At 71.6% G+C, this 22171-nt stretch carries 17 protein-coding genes; 14 read left to right on the top strand and 3 right to left on the bottom strand.

Annotation, left to right across the window (positions count from 1 at the left end):
- A partial coding sequence (locus JNK30_RS00550; RefSeq protein ID WP_293479179.1) for a hypothetical protein occupies positions 1–1368 on the top strand: 1368 nt, incomplete at its 5' end.
- A 106-nt stretch (positions 1369–1474) separates the two neighbouring features.
- Positions 1475–4855 (top strand): carboxyl transferase domain-containing protein, encoded by a 3381-nt coding sequence (locus tag JNK30_RS00555; protein ID WP_293479181.1) that lies wholly within the window; start codon positions 1475–1477, stop codon positions 4853–4855.
- Positions 4856–4862: 7 nt separating this feature from the next.
- On the opposite strand, the gene JNK30_RS00560 is transcribed toward JNK30_RS00555, so the two are convergent.
- Together JNK30_RS00560 and JNK30_RS00565 are read right to left on the bottom strand one after the other, a co-directional pair.
- Positions 4863–5879 carry a hypothetical protein gene (locus JNK30_RS00560; protein ID WP_293479183.1) on the bottom strand — a complete coding sequence of 339 codons (1017 nt, stop codon included), beginning with the start codon at positions 5877–5879 and terminating at the stop codon, positions 4863–4865.
- An 80-nt stretch (positions 5880–5959) separates the two neighbouring features.
- Positions 5960–6403, bottom strand: coding sequence for a helix-turn-helix domain-containing protein (locus JNK30_RS00565; RefSeq protein WP_293479184.1), 444 nt, complete (start codon positions 6401–6403; stop codon positions 5960–5962).
- 70 nt (positions 6404–6473) lie between these two features.
- Here JNK30_RS00565 and JNK30_RS00570 point away from each other — a divergent pair, with 70 nt between their 5' ends.
- From JNK30_RS00570 to JNK30_RS00585, 4 genes are all read left to right on the top strand, one after another.
- Positions 6474–7205: an SDR family oxidoreductase gene (locus JNK30_RS00570; RefSeq protein ID WP_293479185.1), complete on the top strand. Its 732-nt coding sequence runs from the start codon at positions 6474–6476 to the stop codon at positions 7203–7205.
- Positions 7205–7816, top strand: a complete 612-nt coding sequence (locus JNK30_RS00575; protein WP_293479186.1) for a 2-hydroxychromene-2-carboxylate isomerase — start codon at positions 7205–7207, stop codon at positions 7814–7816. Before JNK30_RS00570 ends, JNK30_RS00575 begins: the two co-directional genes overlap by 1 nt.
- Before the next feature lie 105 nt (positions 7817–7921).
- Positions 7922–9052 carry a hypothetical protein gene (locus tag JNK30_RS00580; RefSeq protein ID WP_293479187.1) on the top strand — a complete coding sequence of 377 codons (1131 nt, stop codon included), beginning with the start codon at positions 7922–7924 and terminating at the stop codon, positions 9050–9052.
- A gap of 174 nt (positions 9053–9226) precedes the next feature.
- Positions 9227–11452 (top strand): PAS domain S-box protein, encoded by a 2226-nt coding sequence (locus JNK30_RS00585; protein ID WP_293479189.1) that lies wholly within the window; start codon positions 9227–9229, stop codon positions 11450–11452.
- Here JNK30_RS00585 and JNK30_RS00590 read toward each other — a convergent pair.
- Entirely contained in the window at positions 11424–13019 is a 1596-nt protein-coding gene (locus JNK30_RS00590) for an NAD(P)/FAD-dependent oxidoreductase (protein WP_293479191.1), read from the bottom strand. The genes JNK30_RS00585 and JNK30_RS00590 overlap by 29 nt on opposite strands.
- Positions 13020–13098: 79 nt before the next feature.
- Here JNK30_RS00590 and JNK30_RS00595 point away from each other — a divergent pair, with 79 nt between their 5' ends.
- From JNK30_RS00595 to JNK30_RS00630, 8 genes are all read left to right on the top strand, one after another.
- A complete protein-coding gene (locus JNK30_RS00595; protein WP_293479193.1) occupies positions 13099–13977 on the top strand; it encodes a transglutaminase family protein in 879 nt (292 codons plus the stop codon).
- A gap of 150 nt (positions 13978–14127) precedes the next feature.
- The gene (locus JNK30_RS00600) at positions 14128–14742 is read left to right on the top strand and encodes a DUF6134 family protein (protein ID WP_293479195.1); all 615 of its coding nucleotides are present in this window, start codon (positions 14128–14130) and stop codon (positions 14740–14742) included.
- Positions 14743–14947: 205 nt separating this feature from the next.
- The gene (locus JNK30_RS00605) at positions 14948–16105 is read left to right on the top strand and encodes a hypothetical protein (RefSeq protein ID WP_293479196.1); all 1158 of its coding nucleotides are present in this window, start codon (positions 14948–14950) and stop codon (positions 16103–16105) included.
- A 271-nt stretch (positions 16106–16376) separates the two neighbouring features.
- Positions 16377–17708: an MFS transporter gene (locus tag JNK30_RS00610; RefSeq protein ID WP_293479197.1), complete on the top strand. Its 1332-nt coding sequence runs from the start codon at positions 16377–16379 to the stop codon at positions 17706–17708.
- 89 nt (positions 17709–17797) lie between these two features.
- Positions 17798–19300, top strand: a complete 1503-nt coding sequence (locus JNK30_RS00615; RefSeq protein ID WP_293479199.1) for an ATPase domain-containing protein — start codon at positions 17798–17800, stop codon at positions 19298–19300.
- A complete protein-coding gene (locus tag JNK30_RS00620) occupies positions 19297–20454 on the top strand; it encodes an HWE histidine kinase domain-containing protein (RefSeq protein ID WP_293479201.1) in 1158 nt (385 codons plus the stop codon). Before JNK30_RS00615 ends, JNK30_RS00620 begins: the two co-directional genes overlap by 4 nt.
- 31 nt (positions 20455–20485) lie before the next feature.
- Complete coding sequence (locus tag JNK30_RS00625) at positions 20486–21253, top strand: prolipoprotein diacylglyceryl transferase family protein (protein ID WP_293479203.1); 768 nt, start codon at positions 20486–20488, stop codon at positions 21251–21253.
- Positions 21201–22171, top strand: a 971-nt coding sequence (locus JNK30_RS00630) for a radical SAM protein (RefSeq protein ID WP_293479205.1), incomplete at its 3' end; no start/stop codon positions are given. The genes JNK30_RS00625 and JNK30_RS00630, both read left to right, overlap by 53 nt.

Here is a 22171-nt window from a genome sequence, read left to right on the forward strand (position 1 = left end):
TCGCGGCGCGAGCTGGACCGCAACTTCTTCGCCAGCGGCAAGGCCCCGATCGTCGTCGCGCGCCTGCTGGGCCAGCCCGACGGCTTCGTCCTGCGGGCGGGCGAGCTGCCGAACCTCGGCGACGCGCTGACCGGCTCGCTAACGGTCGACGGCAAGACCCACACCTTCGGCGTCGCGAACCCGGGCCAGCTGCTGGCGTACGCGATCGCCAACCGCAACTCGAGCTTCGAGACCTTCGGGATCAACTACTCGGGCTCCTGCCAGCGGGACGGCGGCGTCGTCACGGGGACCTGCAGCGCGGCCAGCGCCGTGCTGAACATCGTCGGCATCGAAGTCCGGGCCGAGTCGGCGGCGAACAACCCCGACGTGAGCTTCACGGCGCCGGACCTGGGCCTGAGCTTCACCAGCAGCGGCGCCGACAGCCGGGCCAATGCGCTGGGCGACTTCCTCGAGTTCGCCGACGAGAACGCCGACCGCGGCAAGATCACGGCGGCCTATGCGCGGTACCTGGCGCAGAACACCCCGAACAACCCGCTGGTGGGCAATCCCTTCTCGGCCCAGGGCCAGCTGACCCGCGGCTCCCTCGACCTCGACAGCCCGTCCGAAGCGCTGGACGAGACCAGCGGCAAGGACGGCGGCCGCGGGCGCGAGCCGGACACCTCGGGCTGGATGGTGGGCGGCCGGGCCGGCCACCTGTCGGCCGGCGGCGCCGACGCGCAGTTCGTGGACGGCCTCTTCGAGCGCGGCTTCCGCCTGCGCGAAGGCAGCCGCATGCGGCTGAAGGTCAGCATCCCGGTGAGCTACATCGACTACGGCTCCAACCGCGGCGGCGAAGGCGGGCGCACCGCCACGCTCGGCCTGCGCACCACGGTGGAGGTCCCGCTGATCGACGGGCGCTGGGTGGTCGAGCCGACCGCGAGCGCGGCGGCCTTCTATTCCGACAACGAGGTGTCCTCGGGCGCCCTCTACCTTGTCGGCGTCTCCAGCCGCTACAAGCTGGCGCCGGTGGGCCGCGGCCACCTCATCCTGGGCAACGCGATCACCTATTCCTCGAGCCTGAAGATCGAGGCCGGCGACTTCGAGACCCCGAAGATCCAGAACACCGCGCTGCGCAACGGGATCGCCTACCAGGTCCCCTTCGGCCGGGTCCTGGGCCGGCAGGGCACGGTCCGCGCCAGCTACACCTACACCCACCTGCTGGGCGACGACCTCTTCGTCGACAAGTACCACGAGGTGTCGCTGAGCTATGGCGTGGGCTCGCGCGAGGCTTCGGTCCGCCAGATCGGCGAGACGCTGCGGCTTGGCCTCAGCGGCGCCTTCGGCCACGACTTCACGGCCGTGTCCCTGACCGCGGGCTATCGGTTCTGAGCCACGAGGGGCGGCGCGGCGCGCCGCCCCCGCTTGGCGCCTTCGAACAACTGTTCGACAGTGGGGCCCGGAGGCCGCCGGCAGAGCGGCCGGAGGAGGCGGGCCTGTGTTCAAGCGTGTTCTGATCGCCAACCGGGGCGAGATCGCGGTGCGGATCGCGCGGGCGGCGGCGGCGCTCGGCGTCGAAAGCGTCAGCGTGCACTCGGCGGCAGACGCCCGGGGGCTGCACACCAAGGTCGCCACCGAGACGCGGGCGATCGGCGGGCCCGGGGGCGACGCGGTCGCGCCCTACCTGGACATCGAGGCCCTGATCGCCGCGGCGACGGCGTCCGGCTGCGACGCGGTGCATCCCGGCTACGGCTTCCTCTCGGAGAACGCGGCGTTCGCGCGCCGCTGCCTGGCCGAGGGTCTCACCTTCATCGGCCCGCCCCCGGCGGCGCTGGAGCTGTTCGGCGACAAGGTGAAGGCGCGCGGCCTCGCGGCGTCCCTGGGCGTGCCCACGGTGGCGGGCAGCGCGGGCGCCCTCGCCTCGCCGGATGAGGCGGCGCAGGCGGCGGGCGCGATCGGCTATCCGGTGATGCTGAAGGCGGCGGCCGGCGGCGGCGGCCGCGGCATGCGCCGCGTGGAACAGCCGGGCGAGCTGGCCGAGGCCTTCGCACGCTGCCAGAGCGAGGCGGCGGCGGCGTTCGGCGACGGATCGGTCTTCCTCGAGAAGCTGGTCATGCGGCCGCGCCACGTCGAGGTCCAGGTGCTGGCCGACGCCCAGGGCGGGCTCGTCCACCTCTGGGAGCGCGACTGCTCGGTCCAGCTCCGCAACCAGAAGGTCGTGGAGATCGCGCCCGCGGCGGGCCTCGAGCCCGGCCTGCGCCGCCGCATCCTCGACGACGCCCTGCGGCTGGCCAAGGCCGGGGGCTACGTGAACGCCGGGACCGTCGAGTTTCTGGTCAGCCCCGAGACCGGCGAGCACTTCTTCATCGAGTGCAACCCGCGCATCCAGGTGGAGCACACGGTCACCGAAGAGGTCACCGGCGTCGACCTGGTGGAGACCCAGTTCCGGATCGCCGCCGGGGCGACCCTGGCCCAGCTCGGCCTGTCCGAGCCGCCGCCCGCGCGCGGCTACGCGGTGCAGGCGCGGGTGACCGCCGTCGGGGCCGGGTCGCTGGACGGCTACAAGGAGCCGACGGGGCCGGGCGTGCGGGTGGACAGCTGCGGCTACCCCGGCCTGACTCCGCCGCCGCAGTTCGACCCCATGTTCGCCAAGGTGATCGCCCGGTCCGCCTCGGACGGCTCCCTGGCCTCGGCCGTGCTGCGCTGCGGCCGCGCGCTGGCCGAGTTCCACATCGCGGGCCTGCCCACGAACCTGGGCCAGCTGCAGGCCATCCTGAACGAGCCCTCGGTGGCGGCCGGCGACGCGCGCACGACCCTGCTCGCCGAGAAGCCTGAGCTGGCCTCGCCCATGACGCGGCTGAAGGCGTCGAACGCCGCCGGCCTGATGGCCCAGCCGTCCGGACCCGCGGCGCGGCGCGCCGAGCCCGCCGCCGCGCCGCCCGCCTTCCCGCTCGACGAGGGCGAGGAGGGCGTCGAGGCCCCCATGAGCGGCGCCGTGGTCGAGGTCTCGGTCGCCGAGGGCGCGGTCGTCGCGGCCGGGGATGCGCTGATGGTGGTCAGCGCCATGAAGATGGAGACCACCGTGACCGCGCCCAGCGCCGGCACGGTCACCCGCCTCGCCGCCCTGGAAGCCGGCTCGCCCGTGGCGGCGGGCCAGGTGGTGGCGGCGCTCCGGCCGGCCGCCGGCCAGCACGCCGGCGCGACCCGCACCTACGGCGAGGACAGCTGGGCGCCGGTCATGGCCCAGGTGGCGGCCCTGCAGCAGATCGCCCACGACCGCTTCGGCCCCGATACGCGCGACCCCGGCGTGATCCGCCAGCGCAACCGCCAGAAGCTGACCTGCCGCGAGCGGATCGACCTGCTGCTGGACGGCGGCAGCTTCCGCGAGGTGGGCAGCCTCGCAGGCTTCGCCAGCTACGACGCGGACGGCGGCATCGCCGACTTCACGCCGGCGAACCACGTGGGCGGCTGGGGCGACGTGGACGGCCGGCGCACCATCGTCTGCGCCGACGACTTCACCTCCCGCGGCGGCCACGCCGACGGCGCCATCGGGCAGAAGAGCCGCTACCTCGACCAACTCAGCCTCGACTTCCGCTGCCCCTCGGTGCGCCTGCTGGACGGCTCGTCCGGCGGCGGCAGCGTGGCCGCGATGGTGCCCAAGCAGGAGGGCGGCGAGCAGAGCGCGGCCAAGGAGAGCTCGGGCGCGATCCAGGCCGGGCGGCCCCGGGTGGCCGGCGGCGGCGGCTCGTTCCTGCCGGGACATCTCGGCTCGGAGATGTACGCCCAGCAGCTCTCGAGCGTCCCGGTCGTCAACGTGCTCCTCGGGAGCGTCGTGGGCATCGGCGCGGCCAAGGCGGTGCTGGGCCACTTCTCGGTGATGGTGCGCGACATCGCCCAGCTGTTCGTGGCCGGCCCGCCGGTGGTGGCCCACGCCATGGGCTACGACGTGACCAAGGAGGAGCTGGGCGACTGGCGCATCCACTGCCGCAACGGCGCGGTCGACAACCTGGCCGAGTCCGAGGCCGAGGCGGTGGCCCAGACGAAGCGGTTCCTGAGCTACCTGCCCCCCAGCGTCTGGGACGCCCCGCCGCGAACCGCCTGCGACGACCCGGCCGACCGGCGCGAGGAGGAGCTCTTCACCCTCGTCCCGCGCAAGCGGACCACCACCTTCGACATGCGCCGCGCCATCCGGCTGATGGCCGACAAGGGCAGCTTCTTCGAGATCGGGCCGCTCTGGGGATCGGACCAGATCACCGGCCTCGCGCGCTTCAACGGCATCCCCGTGGGGATCATGGCCTCCGACAGCCGCCACGAGAACGGCGGCGCGCTGACCGCCGACGGGTGCGACAAGCTCAAGCGCCTGTCCGACCTCTGCGACCTCTTCCACCTCCCGATCGTGAACCTGGTCGACAATCCGGGCTTCGCGGTCGGCGTCGAGCACGAGATGGCCGCCACCATCCGCAAGGGCGGCGAGTGGATGATCGCCTTCAGCCAGGTGAGCGTGCCGATCTTCACGGTCATCATGCGCCGCAGCTTCGGCGTCGCCGGCAACAACTACGCCACGCCCAAGGCCGCCGCGTCGGCGCGCGTGGTCTGGCCGGCGGCGGACGTGGGCGGCATCCCGCCCGAGGGCGGAATCGAGGCGGCCTACAAGCGCCAGCTCGCCGAGGCCGCCGACCCCGCCGCCCTGCGCGCCGAGATCGAGGCCCGGATCGAGAGCGTGCGCGGCCCGGTGGGCCCGCTCAACCGGTTCCAGATGGAGGAGATGATCGACCCGCGCGACACCCGCCGCTGGATCTGCGAGTGGGCCGAGAACGCCTGGCGCGTCGTCACCCAGCCCAGCCGCCTCGTCCCCCGCCCCCTCGGCTGGCGGCCCTGAGCGGCGATCAGGGGGCCGGCTTCGCGGCGGCGCTGGCGGCCTCGGCCTCCTGCACGCGGGCGCCGCGCAGGATGTTGGGCAGCGAGTAGTTCCCCTCGTGGCAGGCGTACTCGTAGATCGGTCCGGCCGCCGGGCGGAACGGCAGCTCGGCGCGCCAGGGCTTCGAGAACGTGACCGGGTCCTCGACCGTGAACTCGTAGAGGAACATGTCCCTGGCCTTGCGCGTGAACCGCTCGACCACCTTGGCCTGCGGCGAATAGGCGAAGCCGCCGGTCAGGCCGCCGACATAGGCGCCCTTCGGGTTCAGGTGGGTCGTCTCGACCACCAGCGTGTCGCCCTCCCACCAGCCGACCGAGTCGCCCATCCAGGGCGTGACCGACGGGTGCGGCCGGCTGCGGTCCGTCAGGCGGATGATCCGCACGTCGTGGTTCATCTCGACGTAGATCGCCACGTGGTCCTTCGTCTGGACGATCTGGTAGTGGCTGTTGAAGCCGCCGTTCAGCATGGGCGGCCCTTCGATCAGGCCGATCGAGGTGAGGCATCGCTCCTCGTTCGGGCGGGCCTCGGGATCGGCGTAGCCCTTCGACCTGTCCCAGGCCTCGGTGGCCGCCTTGCCCGCGGGCGTCAGGGGCGGACGGCCGTCGGCCGGCTCGACGATCAGCGACGAGCGGGGCTGCCCGTCGATGCGGGCCAGGCGCAGGTCCATCTCCAGCACGTCGGCCTGCGGCGCGTTCTTGACGACGGGCGGCGCCGGCAGGTTCGGATCGACATGCTCGGCCAGCAGGTCTCCCGCCATCCTGCGGAAGCCCTCGAGCATCATCGCCTCCTCCTGCGGCGTGGCGACCAGCCCCTTGAAGATCGGCGGCCGCACCAGCCAGGTGAGCGAGGTGTTGGTCCACACGCCCTGCAGGTCGGGGTGCCCGTGGGGCGTCCGCGGGACCTTGTAGGGTTCCGCCGTGCGGGCGGCGTCGGCGGCGCCGGCCGCCAGCGCCAGGACGAAGAGGAGAAGGGTGGCTTTGCGCATGCCCGGAACAGTCGGTCCTCGGGCGGCCGGGAGCCATGACGCGCCGGTTCAGACGCTTGATCCTGCGTAACAGCCGCGCGTCAGCGCGACGCGCGGACCTCGACGTCGCGCGGCCCGACGGCCTCGCCGCATTCCGAACAGGCCAGCACCGGATGGAAGTCGCAGCCGCAGGTCTTGTGCCGGTGGATCATCGGCGGTCCCGCATCGCCGGCGTAGTGGACGTCGCCCCAGCGGACGATCGCCATCATCACGGCGTGGAGCCCGAGCCCCTTGTCCGTGAGCCGGTACTCGTGGCGCACCGGCCGGTCCTGGTAGGCCTCCTTCCGCAGCACGCCCTCGTCCACCAGCGTCTTCAGGCGGTCGGCGATGATGCTGCGCGAGATGCCAAGGCGGCGCTCGAAGTCCTCGAACCGCCGCACGCCCAGGAAGCAGTCGCGCAGGATCATCAGGGTCCATCGGTCGCCGATCACCGCCACGGTGCGGGCGACCGAGCAGTCCTCTCCGGCGAGTTCGGCCCAGCGCATGGCGCAAGTCTCCCATTGACTGGGTTCGGATTCAAGACGAAGTTCGTTCGAAATTCGAACGGAGTGTCCGATGTCGAAAGGCGCGTGCCTGGTGGTGGGGGTCGGCGACGGCCTTGGCGGGGCGATCTCGAAGGCCTTCGCGGCCGAGGGCTACGCGGTGTGCATGACCCGACGCCCGCGCAACCTCCCCGAGCTCGAGCGCATCGCCGGCGAAATCCGCGACGCGGGGGGCGAGGCGCATGCGTTCGGCGTCGACGCCCGCGAGGAGGACGAGGTGGTCGCCCTCTTCGAGCGCATCGAGCGCGAGATCGGGCCGCTGGAGGTGGTGGTCTTCAACATCGGGGCGAACGTCCGCTTCGGCATCCGCGAGACCACGGCGCGGGTCTTCACCAAGGTCTGGGAGATGGCCTGCTTCGCGGGCTTCCTGGCGGGGCGCGAGGCGGCGAAGCACATGGTCCCGCGCGGCCGCGGCACCATCCTCTTCACCGGCGCCACAGCCAGCGTGCGCGGGCGCGAGGGCTTCTCGGCCTTCGCCGCCGCCAAGCACGGCCTGCGCGCGGTGGCCCAGAGCATGGCCCGCGAGCTGGGCCCGCAAGGGATCCATGTGGCCCACATCGTGGTCGACGGCGGCATCGACGGCGTCTTCATCCGCCAGAACCGCCCGAACGCCGACGAACTGCTCGCCGAGGATGCGATCCTGCGCCCCGAGGAGATCGCGCAGAGCTATGTGGCCGTGCACCGGCAGGGCCGCTCGGCCTGGACCCACGAACTCGACGTCAGACCCTGGAAGGAGAGCTGGTGATGGCTCAGATCGACTTCATCTTCGATTTCGGCAGCCCCAACGGCTACCTCTCGTGGAAGGTGCTGCCGCAGATCGCGGCGCGGACCGGCGCCACGCTCAACGTCATCCCCTGCCTGCTGGGCGGCATCTTCAAGGCCACCAACAACCGCTCGCCCATGGAGGCCTTCGGGCCGGTGAAGGGGAAGATGGCCTACGAGAACCTGGAGACGCAGCGGTACGTGAAGAAGCACGGGCTGACCGCGTTCCGGATGAATCCGCACTTCCCGGTCAACACCCTGACCATCATGCGCGGCCTGGTCGCCGCCCGGCGCATGGGCGTGGGCGAGGCCTACCTGGAGACGGTGCTCGCGGCCATGTGGGAGCGCGGGCTGAAGATGGACGACCCCGAGGTGATCAAGGTCACGCTCGACGGCGCCGGCCTCGACGGCGCGGCCATCCTGGCGGCCACGCAGGATCCGGAGGTCAAGGCGGAACTCGTCGCCAACACGGAAGCCGCCGTCGCCCGCGGAGTCTTCGGCATTCCCACCTTCTTCGTCGGGGACGAGATGTTCTTCGGGAAGGATCGGCTCGGCCAGGTGGAAGAAGCCGTCCTGGAGGCGCAGGGCGCATAGGCGGACTGCTTTGCCGTCCGGGCGCCCGACGAACCGTCGCAAGGCCGGCTCCGCTTGTGCTTATACTGCGGCGAAGCGGTCCGTGGGGGACTGCGGAGCCCGCCCATGAACACCGCCCCGCCAGAGGTCGACGCCCGCGCGCCCGGTGAGTTCGAGGACCCCGAAGCGGGCTGGGCGAACGACGACATCCTCTTCACCAAGCCGGCCCGGATGGCGCTGGGCGCGAAGCACCCCGCGGCGCTGCGCGTGCTGGACTGGCCCGAGCTTCGCGCCCTGTTCGGCAAGCACGAGGCGCCTGCGAACCGGCACGGCCGGGCCGACCGCCGGCTCGGCGCGATCTCGGTCGCCGCGTCGGTCAGCGGCCTGGTCGTGGGCGCCTTCTCGCCCCTCGCCCCGCCCGCGCTGCAGCCCGTGGCCGGCGGCGCCGCCCTGGCGCTCGCCGTCGGCGGCATCGGGCTGGCGCTGTTCCACTGGCTGGGAGCGCACTCGCGCTCCCGGTGGCTCGCCCACCGCTTCTGGACCGAACAGGCCCGCGCCCTCTACTTCCAGACGCTGGTCAACAACCTGGACCTGGTGGCCCGGGCGATGGTCGACGACCAGGCCTTCGCCGAGTGGAAGGTGGCGCGCGCCCGCGCCCTCGACGCCCTGCCCAGTCCCGAGGTGATGCCGGCGCAGCTCGGCCGGCTGGCCGGGGACCCCCGGCCGGAGGAGGCCTGGGTCCTGCCCGAATGGCGCACCGCCTCGGTCATTCCCGAACCCTCGCCCGGCCTCGAGCTCCTTCTCGACATCCTGCGGCGCAACCGGTTCGGCATCCAGCTCGCCTACACCGACGGCAAGCTCGGCGCGTCGCTCCGCGGGCCGCGCAGAAGCTCCGAAGCCGTGCGCATCGGCAGCGACATCCTTCCCGCCGCCGCCGTGGTGGCGGCCGCGCTCGCGGGGGGCCTGATGCTGTTCGGCGTGACGGCGTCCTCGACGGCCGTGAAGGCCCTGCTGGGCCTTGCGGCCAGCGGCGCGGCCGTCGCCATGGGCCTCCGGCTCCTCAACGACAGCCTGCTCCTCACCGACGATGCGGGCCGCTACGCCTGGTACTCGGCCGCCGTGCTGCAGGCCCGGGCCCGCTTCGACGCCGGCGGCCTCGCCGAGAAGGTGGAAGCGCTGCGCGACATGGAGATCGTGGCCTATCGCGACCTTCGCGCCTTCGTCGCCGCCCACTGGCGCGCGCGCTACGTGCTCTAGGAAGCTCGGAGCCCTCCCATCAGGACCTCGGGCGTGGAGCTGGGCCTGGCGTTCGCCGGGACGAACCGGAGTTGTCGAAATCGCTGGTCTCGGGCGCCCCTCGGTTGCTCACGAACGTGTTTCTGGTCGCGCGGGGACAACCGGTGGTATCGGTAAGGTCTGCATTCGGGTTGAATGAGTTCGCCGCCGCGCCAGGCGGCGAAAGGCTCACGGCGGGCCAACGGAGCGCCTCCACTGATTGTCCTGAACGACGCGGCGGTCCAATCAACCGCCGGCCTTGGCTTCTACGAATGGCACGTCGCGGAGGATCGCCTGGTCTGGTCGGCGAGCCTTCTGCACATCTATGGCCTGACGCAGACCCCGAGGGGCGAACGGGGCTTCTCGAGCCTGTTGCACCCGCAGGATCGGCCGCGGATCGAGGCGCAGACGGCGGCGTATCTCGGCTCCGGGGCGGACAGCTACAGCCACGAATTCCGCATCGTCCGCCCCGACGGCGCCATACGCCGGATCCTCGACCGCGGGCTGATCGAGCGTGACGGCCAGGGCCGGGTCCGCGTCATTCGCGGCGTCAACGTGGACCTGACGGGGACCGACCCCGGCGAGCAACCCACGGGCGACGCGGCGGCCCAGCACTTCGCCGAACTCGAGGCGCTGTACGCGCAGGCGCCGCTTGGCCTCGGACTGCTGGACACCGAGCTGCGCTTCGTCCGTCTCAACGGCGCCCTCGCAGAGATGAACGGCTTCTCCGTGGCCGAGCACCTGGGGCGCAGGGCCTGGGATCTGCTGCCCGACCTGCGTGCGACCGCCGAGCCCGCGCTGCGCCATGTGCTGGAGTCCGGCGCGCCGCTGCGGGATGTGCCGATCCGGGGCGAAACCCCCGCGCGGCCGGGCCAACAGCGCGAGTGGCGGGAACACTTCTACCCCGTCCGTACGCCCGGCGGCGACGTGATCGGCATCGGGGTCGTCTGCGAAGAAGTCAGCGACCGCATGGTGGCCGAGCGGGCGCTGATGGAGAGCGACGCACGCTTTCGGGCGCTGTCCGACAGTTCGCCCATGATGGTCTGGGTCACGGAAGCGGACGGCGCGTGCACCTTCCTCAGCTCGTCGTGGTACGAGTTCACCGGGCAGACGCCGGAGGAGGCGCTCGGGTTCGGCTGGCTGAACGCCGTGCATCCGGACGACGCATCCGAAGCCGAGCGGATCTTCATGGAGGCGTCGGCCCGCGGCGAGGCCTTCCAGCTCGACTATCGCCTGCGGCGAAAGGACGGCGTCTACCGCTGGGCGATCGACTCCGCGAAGCCTCGCTGGGCGCTGGACGGCGCGTTCGCCGGGTTCGTCGGCTCGGTGATCGACATCAGCGACCGGAAAGAGGCCGAGCAGCGGCTCCAGGCGTCGCACGACACCTTCCGCCGGCTCGTGGAGAGCTCTCCCTTCGGCATCTACGCGGTGGACGCCGACTTCCGCCTCGCCCAGGTCGGCAAGGGCGCCCAGAAAGTGTTCGAGAACGTCCGGCCGCTGATCGGTCGCGACTTCGCCGATGTCCTGCGCCTGATCTGGCAGGAACCCTTCGCCAGCGAAGCGATCGCGCACTTCCGGCGCACGCTGGAGACCGGCGAGCCGTACCATTCTCCGAGCACCGTGGAGCGGCGCGCCGATCTCGACGCCACCGAGGCTTACGACTGGAAGCTGGAGCGCGTCACCATGCCGGACGGCCGTCCCGGCGTCGTGTGCCACTTCTACGACCTGTCCGAGCGGCAGGCCTACGAGGAGAAGATCCAGTACCTGATGCGCGAGCTGAACCATCGCGCCAAGAACATGCTGACGCTGGTCGACGCGGTGGCCAAGCAGACGGCGGCGGCGGGTCCCGTGGACTTCCTCAGCCGCTTCAGCGACCGCATCCAGGCGCTCGCGGCGAGCCAGGACCTGCTCGTGCAGACGGAATGGAACGGCGCCAGCCTCTCCGCCCTCATCCGCAGCCAGCTGCTGCACTTCAGCGACCTCGTCGGCCAGCGCATCCTGCTCGACGGACCTGACATCGACCTGCCGCCTGCGGCCGCGCAGTCCCTCGGCATGGCGCTGCATGAGCTGGCCACCAACGCGGCGAAGTACGGCGCGCTCAGCAACGACGTCGGGCGCGTGGCCATCTCCTGGCGGCTCGCCCAGGTCGACGGGCAGCCGTGGTTCTCGATGGCCTGGATCGAGAGCGGCGGACCGCCCGTCCGCCCGCCCGGCCGCCGTGGCTTCGGCGCCCGGGTCGCCGGCGTGATGATCGAGCGGGCCTTGGCCGGAAAGGTCTCGCTGGACTTCGCCCCAACCGGCGTGACGTGGACGCTGGGCTGTCCCGCCGCCCTGGTCTCGGAAGTCCAGGGCGTCAGAACCGACGGCGGCGGGCGTCCCTGAGGATCTCGCGGGCGGCGTTGCGTCCCGGCGCGCCCGTGACGCCCCCGCCCGGGTGCGTCCCCGATCCGCACTGGTAGAGGCCGCGCACCGGCGTGCGGTAGTCGCCGGCCCCCAGCACGGGCCGCGCGGAGAACAGCTGATCCAGGCTGAGCTTGCCGTGCATGATGTCGCCGGCCACGAGGCCGAAGGTGCGCTCGAGATCCAGCGGCGAGAGCACCTGGCGCCCGATCACCGACGCCGCGAAGCCGGGCGCATGCCGCTCGACGGTGGCGATCATCAGGTCCGCGACCTCGTCGCGATGGTCGTCCCAGGACCGTCCGCCGGGCAGGTCCGGCGCCACATGCTGGCAGAAGAGGCTGGCCACATGCCGGCCGGCCGGCGCGAGCGTGTCGTCCAGGGTGGAGGGGATCAGCATCTCGACGATGGGTGCCTTCGACCACCCGTGCTCGCGGGCGTCCACGAACGCGCGGTCCATGTAGGCCAGGCTGGGCGCGATGATGATGCCGCCCGTCATGTGGTCGCCCGGCTCGGGCGCGACCGAGAAGCGGGGCAGCTCGGAAAGCGCCACGTTCATGCGGAAGGTCCCGGAGCCCGACCGGTAGCGCGCGACCCGCTCCCGGAAGTCCGCGGGCAGGACTTCCGGGTCGAGCAGCCGGCCGAGGGTCAGCTGCGGGTGCAGGTTCGAAACGACGGCGCGGGCCTTGAGGATCTCGCCCGACGACGTGACCACCCCGCTCGCCCGGCCTGCTTCGGTGAGGATCTCGGCGACGGCCACGTCCGTGCGCAGCTCGACGCCGCGCTCGCGGCAGCAGGCGGCCATGGCCTGGGTGATGGCGCCCATGCCGCCGATGGCGTGACCCCAGGCGCCCTTCTTCCCGTTCACCTCGCCGAAGACGTGGTGCAGCAGCACATAGGCCGTGCCCGGCGTGTAGGGGCTCGCGTAGTTGCCGACCACGCCGTCGAAGCCGTAGGCCGCCTTGATCGGCGCGCTCTCGAACCAGCCGTCCAGCCAGTCGCCCGCCGACTGCGAGAACAGGGCCAGCAGGTCGCGCTTGGCGGTCAGGTCCAGCTTCGAGAGGCGCCGCCCCAGCACCGCGCTCTTCAGCAGCTCGGGGAGGGCCTGCGCGAGCCCGCCCTCGACGAGGTTCGGCGGCGTCTCGATCACCAGTTCGCGGAGCACGTCGGCGATCCGGTCCAGGCGGTCCCAGTAGGCCGGCAGCCGCTCGGCGTCGCGGGCCGAGAAGCGCGCCGTCTCCGACAGCGTGACGCCCTCGCCCACGAAAAAATGGTCGCCGTCCAGGGGCAGGAAGTTGGCCATGCGCCGCTCGACGACCCTGAGGCCGTGGCGATGCAGCTCCAGCTCCCGGATCACCTTCGGATTCAGCAGCGAGACGGTGTAGCTCGCCACCGAGTTGCGGAAGCCCGGGTGGAATTCCTCGGTCACCGCGGCGCCGCCCAGGACGCCGCGCCGCTCGAGCACGCTCACCTTGAGCCCGCCTGCCGCCAGGTAGGCCGCGCAGGTCAGGCCGTTGTGGCCGCCGCCCACCACGATCACATCGCACGTCATCGGCGCCGGATGACACGGCCAAGGCGAAGCCGCAACCGCCGCCCGCGGAACCCCCACTCGCGCCGCTCATTCCCGCACGATGGCCAGGCTCCGGATACGACACGAGACCCGCTACGCTTACGAGCGCCCGGTGTCCTTCGCGCAGCACCGCATGCTGCTGCGGCCGCGCGACAGCCACGCCATCCGCGTCGTCGACGCGGTGCTCACGGTCTCGCCGCCGGGCGAGATGCGCTGGGTCTACGATGCGCTCGGCAACTCGGTGTGCAACTTCACCCCCCGGGGAGAGGCGCGCGACCTCTCCATCGTCAGCGAACTCCTCATCGAACGGTTCCCGGCGCTGCTCTCGGACCTGCGGGTCGAGGATCCGCAGACCGCGACCCCCATCGTCTACGCGCCGTCGGACCGCGCCGTCCTGTCGCCCTTCATCGAACCGGCGACCGACGATTCCGAGGGCGACCTGCTGAAGTGGCTGCGCGACCAGGTCGCCAACCCCCACGAGCCCGCGCTCGACTTCCTGCTGCGGCTGAACCAGACGATCCACGACAACTTCGAGTACCAGGCCCGGGACCTCGGCGCGGCCCAGGACCCCGGCCAGACGGTAAGGCTGGCGGCCGGCACCTGCCGCGATTTCGCCTGGCTGATGGTCGAGGCGCTGCGGCGCCTGGGCTACGCCGCCCGGTTCGTGACCGGCTACATCTACTGCCCGGGCGCGGGCGCCGTCCGGGGCTCGGGGGCGACGCACGCCTGGTGCGAGGTCTTCCTGCCCGACCTGGGCTGGACGGAATTCGATCCCACCAATGCGCTCGCCGAGAGCCAGGACCTGATCCCGGTGGCGGTTGCGCGCACCCCGGCCGAGGCGGCCCCGATCGCCGGCGCCATCTACGGCGACCCGGGCTCGGCGCACCTCACCGTCCAGGTGGATGTGCGTCCCTCCGATTCGCTGCAGGCCGCCGCCTGACCTTCGAACTGGGCGACGGCGCCGCGCGTCCTGAGACGAACCCCCTGCCCCAATGGCCACGGCGCAGCTATAAGCCGCGTCCGGAGCACTGGATCGGTGCGTAGATGCCACTAGATTTACCGTGAGCGGGTGAAGGTAGAGGTTGCTGGAATGTCCGATCGGCTGCTGATCGCGCGACGTGAACTGATCCTGGGCGGCGCCTGGCTCGCGATGGCCCCCGGCACGGCGCTGGCGGCGCCCCCGCCGCGGCTCGCCTTCCAGGTCTTCCGGAACGGGACGCGCGTGGGCGAGCACGTGATCGTCTTCTCGGGCGACGACAACGCCCGGACCGCCACGACCAACGTCTCCATGACGGTGAAGGTCGGGCCCGTGCCGGTCTACAAGTACAAGCACCAGGCCGTGGAGCGCTGGGTCGACGGCAAGTGGTCCAGCATCGACTGCACCACGGACGGCAACGGCAAGATCACCAAGGCCTCGGGCCGCGCCATGGGCGGCTATGTGCAGATCAACGGCCCGGCGGGCGCCGTGCGCGGGCCGGCGAACGCCGCGCCGCTCAGCCACTGGAACCAGGCCAACTTCGGCCGGCCCCTGTTCAACCAGCAGGAGGGCAAGATGCTTCGGGTCACCGCCACCCAGGTGAAGCCGGGCCACTGGCAGATCCGCGGCGAGGCCGAGATCGACGACTTCTACGACGCCCAGGGCAACTGGCTCGCGCTGCGGGGCAAGCTCGAGGACGGCTCGCGCCTGGAATACAAGCGGATCTGATCCATCGCGGGACGGCGACGCCGCAGCGATCCGCCTTGCGCGACGGCGGCGGCCGCGTGCATTCTGCGCCCACGATGTGTCCCGCCTTCGAACGCCTGAGGGGCTGAGCGCCCCCGTCGAGCCCAAGGGCCGCCCGCCCACGCGGGATCGCGCCCGCACGCGCACATCGTCTGCCTGACGCAGACCAGCCTAGGCGTTCCCTGCCATGAGCTTCTTCTCCAATGAGGCGGTCAATCGCCTCAACCTGCATTCCACCGTCATCGCCCTGGCCGCCGGAGCCGGCGGCATCTTCATCCTGGTCTTCCTGCTGCGCGCCGGCGTCTCGCCGCCGCTGGTGCTGTGCGCCATGGCCGCCATGGTCGGCGGCCGCTTCCTGCTGCGCCCCATGGTGCTGCCCCTCGCGCGACGCATCGGCCTGCGGCGCACGCTGATCACGGGCACGGTTCTGGAGGCCGCGGTCTTCCCGCTGCTGCCGCTGGTGAAGGGCCCGGACGCCGTCTTCCTGGCGGTCGTGCTGATCGGACCGGTCGGGAGCGTCCTCTACTGGACCTGCTACCACGCCTATTTCGCCAGCGTGGGCGACGACGAGCATCGCGGCGGCCAGGTGGGCGTGCGCCAGGCGCTGACCGCCGTCGTCAGCATCGTCGCCCCCCTCGTCGGCGCCTACGCTCTGGCGTTCGGCGGCCCCTGGTTCGCCTTCCTGCTGGCCGCCGCGATCCAGGTGGCGGCCGCCGCGCCCCTGATCGGCGCGCCCGAGGTCGCCATCCCGCCCGAGTCGCCGGGCGGCCTGAAGGCGGCGTGGCCGGGCATGCTGCTGATGGCCTGCGACGGCGTGTTCGCCGGCGGCTACCACTACGTCTGGCAGATCGCCCTGTTCGCGTCCCTCGGCGAGAGCTTCACGGCCTACGGCGGCGCCATGGCCCTGGCCGCGCTGGTGGGCGCGGCGTTCAGCCTGTGGATCGGGCGGCACATCGACGCAGGGCGCGGCCGGTCGGCGATCGCCATCGCCCTCGTGGTCGCCCTCGCCGTCCTGGCGCTGCGCGCCGGCAGCGTGGGAACGCCCTGGCTGGCCGTGACCGCGAACGCCCTGGGCGCGCTGGTCGAGGCGGTCTGGATCCCGGCGCTCATGGCCCCGATCTACAACCTGGCCAAGGCCGCGCCGTGCCCGCTCACCTTCAACGTGGCGACGGAAGGCGGCTGGGACGTGGGCTGCGGCGTGGCGTGCCTCGCCGGCGCGGCGATCATCGCGGCGGGCGCAACCTACGCAGCGCCGATCCTGATCGGCCTGGCCGGCGTGCTGATGGCGTTCTCGCTGCTCTGGCGCCGCTACGGCCGGGTCCAGGCCGAGGCGGGCGTGGGCTGACGCGCGGACAGCGGGGCCGGCGGCGGACGTTCCGCGCCGGCCCCGGCCCCCAGCCCCGACACCGCGGCGGAACTATCGGCTTGGCGCCAAATCCAGGAAACCGGACTCCCCCCGCGCGCGAACCACCCTCGCCCGCGAAAGCGCTTCCCAGGGGCGTACGGCGCGCTCTAGCATCAGGCCTGGACCGTCCATCACCGGACCGGACCTTCGAAACATCCGCCACTGTGGGGAGGGGCCGGAGCGGGCGACAAGTCCGCGCGGCCGGAGTAACTTGGACGCCAAGCTCGAGGACAGCGACGACAAGGCGCTGATCGCCGCCCAGGCCGGAGGCGACGACCTGGCGGCGCGCGAGGCGGCGTACGAGAAGTTCGTCTGGGACAACCTGCGCCGGAACTATCTCGGCAACTACCTGCACGGCATGCTGGGAATGACCGGCTTCCGGCTGGTCAACGCGCCCACCTTCCTGCCGACCTACCTCTTCGCCGTCTCCGGTTCGAACACCATCGTCGGCCTGGGCCTCGCCCTGCAGCAGCTGGGCGGGATCATCTCGCCCATCTTCGGCGCCACCAAGATCGAGCACCGCACCAAGGTCATGCCCGCGGCGGTCCTGATGGGCAGCCTGGGGCGTCTCGCCGTGCTCGGCATGGGCGTCGCCGGCTTCTTCCTCTCGGGCCAGCCGCTGGTCTGGGCGCTGCTCTTCTTCATCCTCATGTTCGGCATCTTCATGGGGGCCCAGCGGGTCGTCTTCAGCCTCCTGATGTCCAAGGTCATCCCGATCAGCCGGCGGGGGCGCCTGCAGGCCTGGCGCAACGCCACGGGCGGGGCCATCGCCGCGCTGCTGGCCTGGGTGGCCGGCCGCTACTTCGTCGAGCCGAACCTGTTCGGGAACGGCTACGGCACGACCTTCATCTTCGCCTTCCTGCTGACCAGCGCCGGCCTCTGGGCGCTGCAGATCCTGCTTCGCGAGCCCGAGCCGCCGACGGTGCGCGCCGAGGCGAGGTTCCGCGACCGCCTGCGGGAGTTCCCCGCCCTCATCTCCCAGGACCGCGCCTACGGCTTCTTCCTGCTGGTGCAGATGCTCGCGACCTCCGCGCGGATCGCCACCCCGTTCTACATCCTGCACGTGGGCAAGGTGATCGGAGCCGACGGCGCGACCCTGGGCCTGCTCTCCTTCGCCTTCCTGGGCGCCGACACCGCCTCGAACCTGATCTGGGGCTATCTGGGCGACAAGACGGGCTTCCGGCTGGTGCTGATCGTCGCCATCGCCGGCTGGGTCGGCGCGACCCTGATGCTGCTCAACCTGCACGAACCCGTCTGGATCTTCGTGGCGTTCGCCGTCCTGGGCGCGTCGCTCAGCGGCTACATGATGGCCGCCAACACCATGATCCTCGAGTTCGGCGACCGCGACGACCTGCCGATGCGCATCGCGGTGTCGGCCACGGCCGAGAGCATCACCGCCACCGCCGGGCCCCTGGCGGGCGGGCTGGTCGCCGAGGCGTTCGGCTACGACGTCGTCTTCCTCTCCTCCCTGGGCTTCCTCGCCGCCGCGTTCGTGATCCTGATCGTGGCGGTGCGCGACCCGCGGACACGCCGCGTCACCTGAATTCGCGAGCCCCTGGGAACCGCGGACCGCCGTCGTGCATTTCGCGCTCGTGGGGGCCCAGGTGCGGGCTTTAGAGCGTACGAGGACAGATGCGCGTAAATCCTGCGGGCGCGCGCGAAGGCGACGCGTCGACGGGGGTGTCAGGCCTCGACGACATCCTGGGCGGAGGCCTCAAGCGGCGGCGAGTGTTCCTCTTCGAGGGGAGCCCCGGAACCGGCAAGACGACGGCGGCGCTCAGCTTCCTGCTGGCCGGCGCGGCCGCGGGCGAGAAGACGCTCTACGTCACCCTCTCCGAGACCGAAGAAGAGTTGCGCGACACCGCCGCCTCGCATGGATGGGACCTGCAAGGTGTGGTGGTCTTCGAGCTGTCTCCCCCCGAGAGTCTGCTGGACGAGCGCCAGCAGCAGAGCCTGCTGTACTCCTCCGACCTGGAGCTCGGCGAGACGACGCGGTTGATCCTGGAGGCCATCGAGCGCGTACAGCCGAGCCGGGTGGTCATCGACAGCCTGTCGGAAATCCGGCTGCTGGCGCAGGGGTCGCTGCGCTATCGCCGCCAGGTTCTCGCCCTGAAGCACTACTTCGCTAAGCACAACGCGACCGTGGTGCTGCTCGACGACCTCACCGCCGAGGTCACGGACAAGACGGTGCACAGCGTCGCCCACGGCGTCGTGCGGCTGGAGGAGCTGGCCCCCGAGTACGGCGCCGAGCGCCGGCGCGTGCGGGTCACCAAGTACCGCGGCCGCAAGTTCCGCGGCGGCTACCACGACTTCACGATCCGCACCGGAGGCCTGGACGTGTTCCCCCGCCTCGTGTCCTCCGAGCACAGGACCGACTTCGACCGCACCCCCCTGCCCAGCGGCGTGGCGGGGCTGGACGCCCTTCTCCGGGGCGGGGTCGAGCGGGGCACGAGCTGTCTCGTCCTGGGGCCCGCGGGGACCGGCAAGTCGCTGCTCACCCTCACCTTCGCCATCTCGGCCATCGCGCGCGGGGAACGGGCGGCCCTCTTCGTCTTCGACGAGGAGGTCGGGCTGTTCGCCGAGCGCGCCCGCGCCTTCGGCATCGACATCCCCGCCCTGCGGGCGAGCGGCGACCTGATCCTCGAACAGGTGGACGCGGCCGAACTGTCGCCGGGCGAATTCACGTCGCGCGTGCGGGCGTGCGTGGCGCGGTCCGGCGCGCAGACCGTCGTCCTCGACAGCCTCAACGGCTACCAGGCGGCGATGCCCGGTGAGCACTCCCTGCTGCTGCACATGCACGAGCTGCTGCAGTTCCTGAACCGCCAGGGGGCCACCACCTTCCTCACCGTCGCCCAGCACGGCCTGGTCGGCGACATGCGCTCGCCCGTGGATGTCACCTACCTGGCGGACACGGTGCTCCTGCTCCGGTACTTCGAGGCGCTTGGGCACGTGCGGAGGGCGATCTCGGTCGTGAAGAAGCGCGCGGGTCAGCACGAGCGGACCATCCGCGAGTACACCATCGACGAACGCGGCGTCGTCGTCGGCGAGCCTCTGACGCAGATCCAGGGCATTCTGGGCGGCTTCCCCGTGTTCATGGGTTCGTCGGCTGGACTCATGCCTGAGACTAGGCCGTGACGGGCGGCGACACCGCGCCAGAGCGCGCCCTCGTCCTCGCCCCCTACGGCCGGGACGCGGAGATCGCCGCCGCGATCCTGCGCGAGGCCGGCCTGGAGGCGAGCGTCTGCGCCGACGTCGCCGACCTCTGCACGGAGTTCGACCGGGGCGCCGGCCTCGCCCTCGTGGTCGAGGAGGTGCTGCAGGAGGAGGACTACGGCCCGCTTGCACGCTGCATCGACGCACAGCCCCCCTGGTCGGACTTCCCGGTGCTCGTGCTGGCCCGGCGCGGCGCCGGCCTCGAGCGCAACCCCGCCGCCAGCCGCTTCACCGCCGCCCTCGGCAACGTCAGCTTCCTCGAACGCCCGTTCCACCCCACCACCCTCGTCAGCGTGGTGCAGACCGCGATCCGGGGCCGCCGGCGTCAGTACGAGGCGCGCGAGCGCCTGGAGACCCTCCGCGACGCCGTGATCCGCCAGCAGCGGGACCAGGAGCACCTGCGCCTGATGGTCAACGAGCTGAACCATCGGGTGAAGAACACGCTCGCCACCGTCCAGTCGATCGTCGCCCAGACCCTGCGCACGGGGACCTCGCCGACCCAGACCCGCGACGCGCTCACCTCCCGCATCGTGGCGCTCTCCAAGGCGCACGACGTGCTCACCAATGAACAGTGGTCGGGCGCGGATCTGCTGGAGATCGCCGCCCAGGCGACGCTGCCGTTCCGCATGGGGCTGGGCGAGGACCGCATCCGCATTTCGGGACCCCGAGTGTGGGTGCCGCCGAAGACCGCCATCGCCATCGCGTTGGCCGTCCACGAACTCGCCACGAACGCCATGAAGTACGGGGCCCTCTCCGTTCCGGAAGGCCACGTCGAGTTCACCTGGACGGCGGCGCGCGGGCGCGGGCGGGAGTTGACGGCCACCTGGCGCGAGGTCGACGGCCCGCTGGTCACCGCGCCGGCGCGCACCGGCTTCGGCACGCGCCTGATCGAGCGCGGCCTCGCGTCGGACCTGAACGGCGAGGTGGTGATCTCCTACCCGGCCGACGGCGTGGTCTGCACGATCCGGGCTCACCTCGACCCGCACGCCGAACCGGCCGCCATCCCGACTCCGCCGCTCGCGCCCTGTCCCGCTCCCGATCCCGGCCCCCACGAGGCGGACGCCCGCCCGGCTTGAGCCCGGGCGATTCCGCTGACCTGATGGCGGGATGATCCACGTTCCGACCGCGGCTTGGGCGCACACGCTGTTCGACATCGCCGCCTGGGGCGCGGGGTTCGGCCTGTCGCTCGTCCTCCACCGATGGCGCCTCGGCGCCCTCGTCTCCGAGGTCGCGGGCAAGGTCGGCGGCGGCTACTTCGCAGCGCTCGCCGCCGGCGCGGTCCCGGGCGCGTGGCTCGCGGGATCGCTGAACAGCGTGCGCGGCGCTGAACCCGCCCTCTCGCACAGCGTCGTGGGCGCCCTGGCCGGGGCGATCGTCGGCGTGGAGGTCTACAAGGCCGTCCGAGGGGTGCGCGGTTCGACCGGGGGTGTCTTCGTGGGCCCCTTCGCGCTGGGGGTGGTGATCGGCCGCTTCGGGTGCCTGTTCGCCGGCACGATCGATGGGACCTTCGGCGCGCCGACCGGCCTGCCTTGGGGGGTGGACCTCGGCGATGGGATCGGCCGCCATCCCGTGCAGGTCTACGAGAGCCTCGCCATGACCGCCTTCCTGGCGCTCTATCTCGAGGGGCTGGCCCGCCGCCGGGCCTGGGCCATGCGGCGTGGGTTCTACGCGCTCTGCATGGCCTACGGCGTCACGCGCTTCGCCTGGGAGTTCCTGAAGCCCTATCCGCCGGTGCTCGGTCCGTTTAACGTCTTCCACATCCTGAGCGGGGGGCTCGCCGTCTATGGATGGTTCTTCTGGCGCCGCAGCCTCGCCGACGAGCGTGCGCAGGGCGGCGCCGTACGTCTTCCTGGGCCAGACCACCAGCCTTTGTGAGACGTGCCTCGCGCTGGTCCCTGCAAAGATCGTCGCCGAGGGCGACGCCGTCTTCTTCCAGAAGCGCTGCAGCGAGCATGGCGTGCAGAAGACCCTCATCGCCGACGACCTCGGCTATTGGAAGGCCCAGCGCGACTGGCTGAAGCCGGGCGACCGACCGCTCGCGGTCGCCACCCGCACCGAGCACGGCTGCCCCTACGACTGTGGCCTCTGCCCCGACCACGAGCAGCACTCATGCCTGGCGATCGTGGAGATCAACGAGGCCTGCAATCTCACCTGCCCCGTCTGCTTCGCGGACTCCTCGGTCAGGCGCGGCGGCCACAGGCCGCTGGCCGAGGTGGAGGCCATGCTGGACGTGATTGTGGCGGCCGAGGGCGAGCCTGACCTCGTGCAGCTCTCGGGCGGGGAGCCCACCATTCACCCCGATTTCTGGGCCATCCTTGACGCGGCGAAGGCGCGCCCGATCCGCCACCTGATGGTCAACACCAACGGCCTGGCCATCGCCCGCGAGCCGGGCTTCGCCGAGCGTCTGGCCCGCTACATGCCCGGGTTCGAGATCTACCTGCAGTTCGACAGCCTGAGACGCGACGCGCTGATGGCCCTGCGCGGCGCTGACCTGACCAGGGTGCGGGTCGAGGCGCTGGAGGCGCTGGAGCGCCACAACATCTCCACCACGCTGGTCGTCACGCTGAAGAAGGGCGTCAACGACGACGAAATCGCCGACATCGTTCGCTTCGCCCTGGGCTGGCGCTGCGTGCGCGGTGTGACGTTCCAGCCGATCCAGGACGCCGGCCGCAACGACGGCTTCGACGCGCGACGCCATCGGATGGTGCTGACCGAGGTGCGCCGCCGGATCGCCGAGGCGGGCGTCTTCGCGCTCGACGACCTGATCCCCCTGCCCTGCAACCCCGACCAGAT

Source organism: Phenylobacterium sp., assembly GCF_016793225.1.
GTDB lineage: Bacteria > Pseudomonadota > Alphaproteobacteria > Caulobacterales > Caulobacteraceae > Phenylobacterium.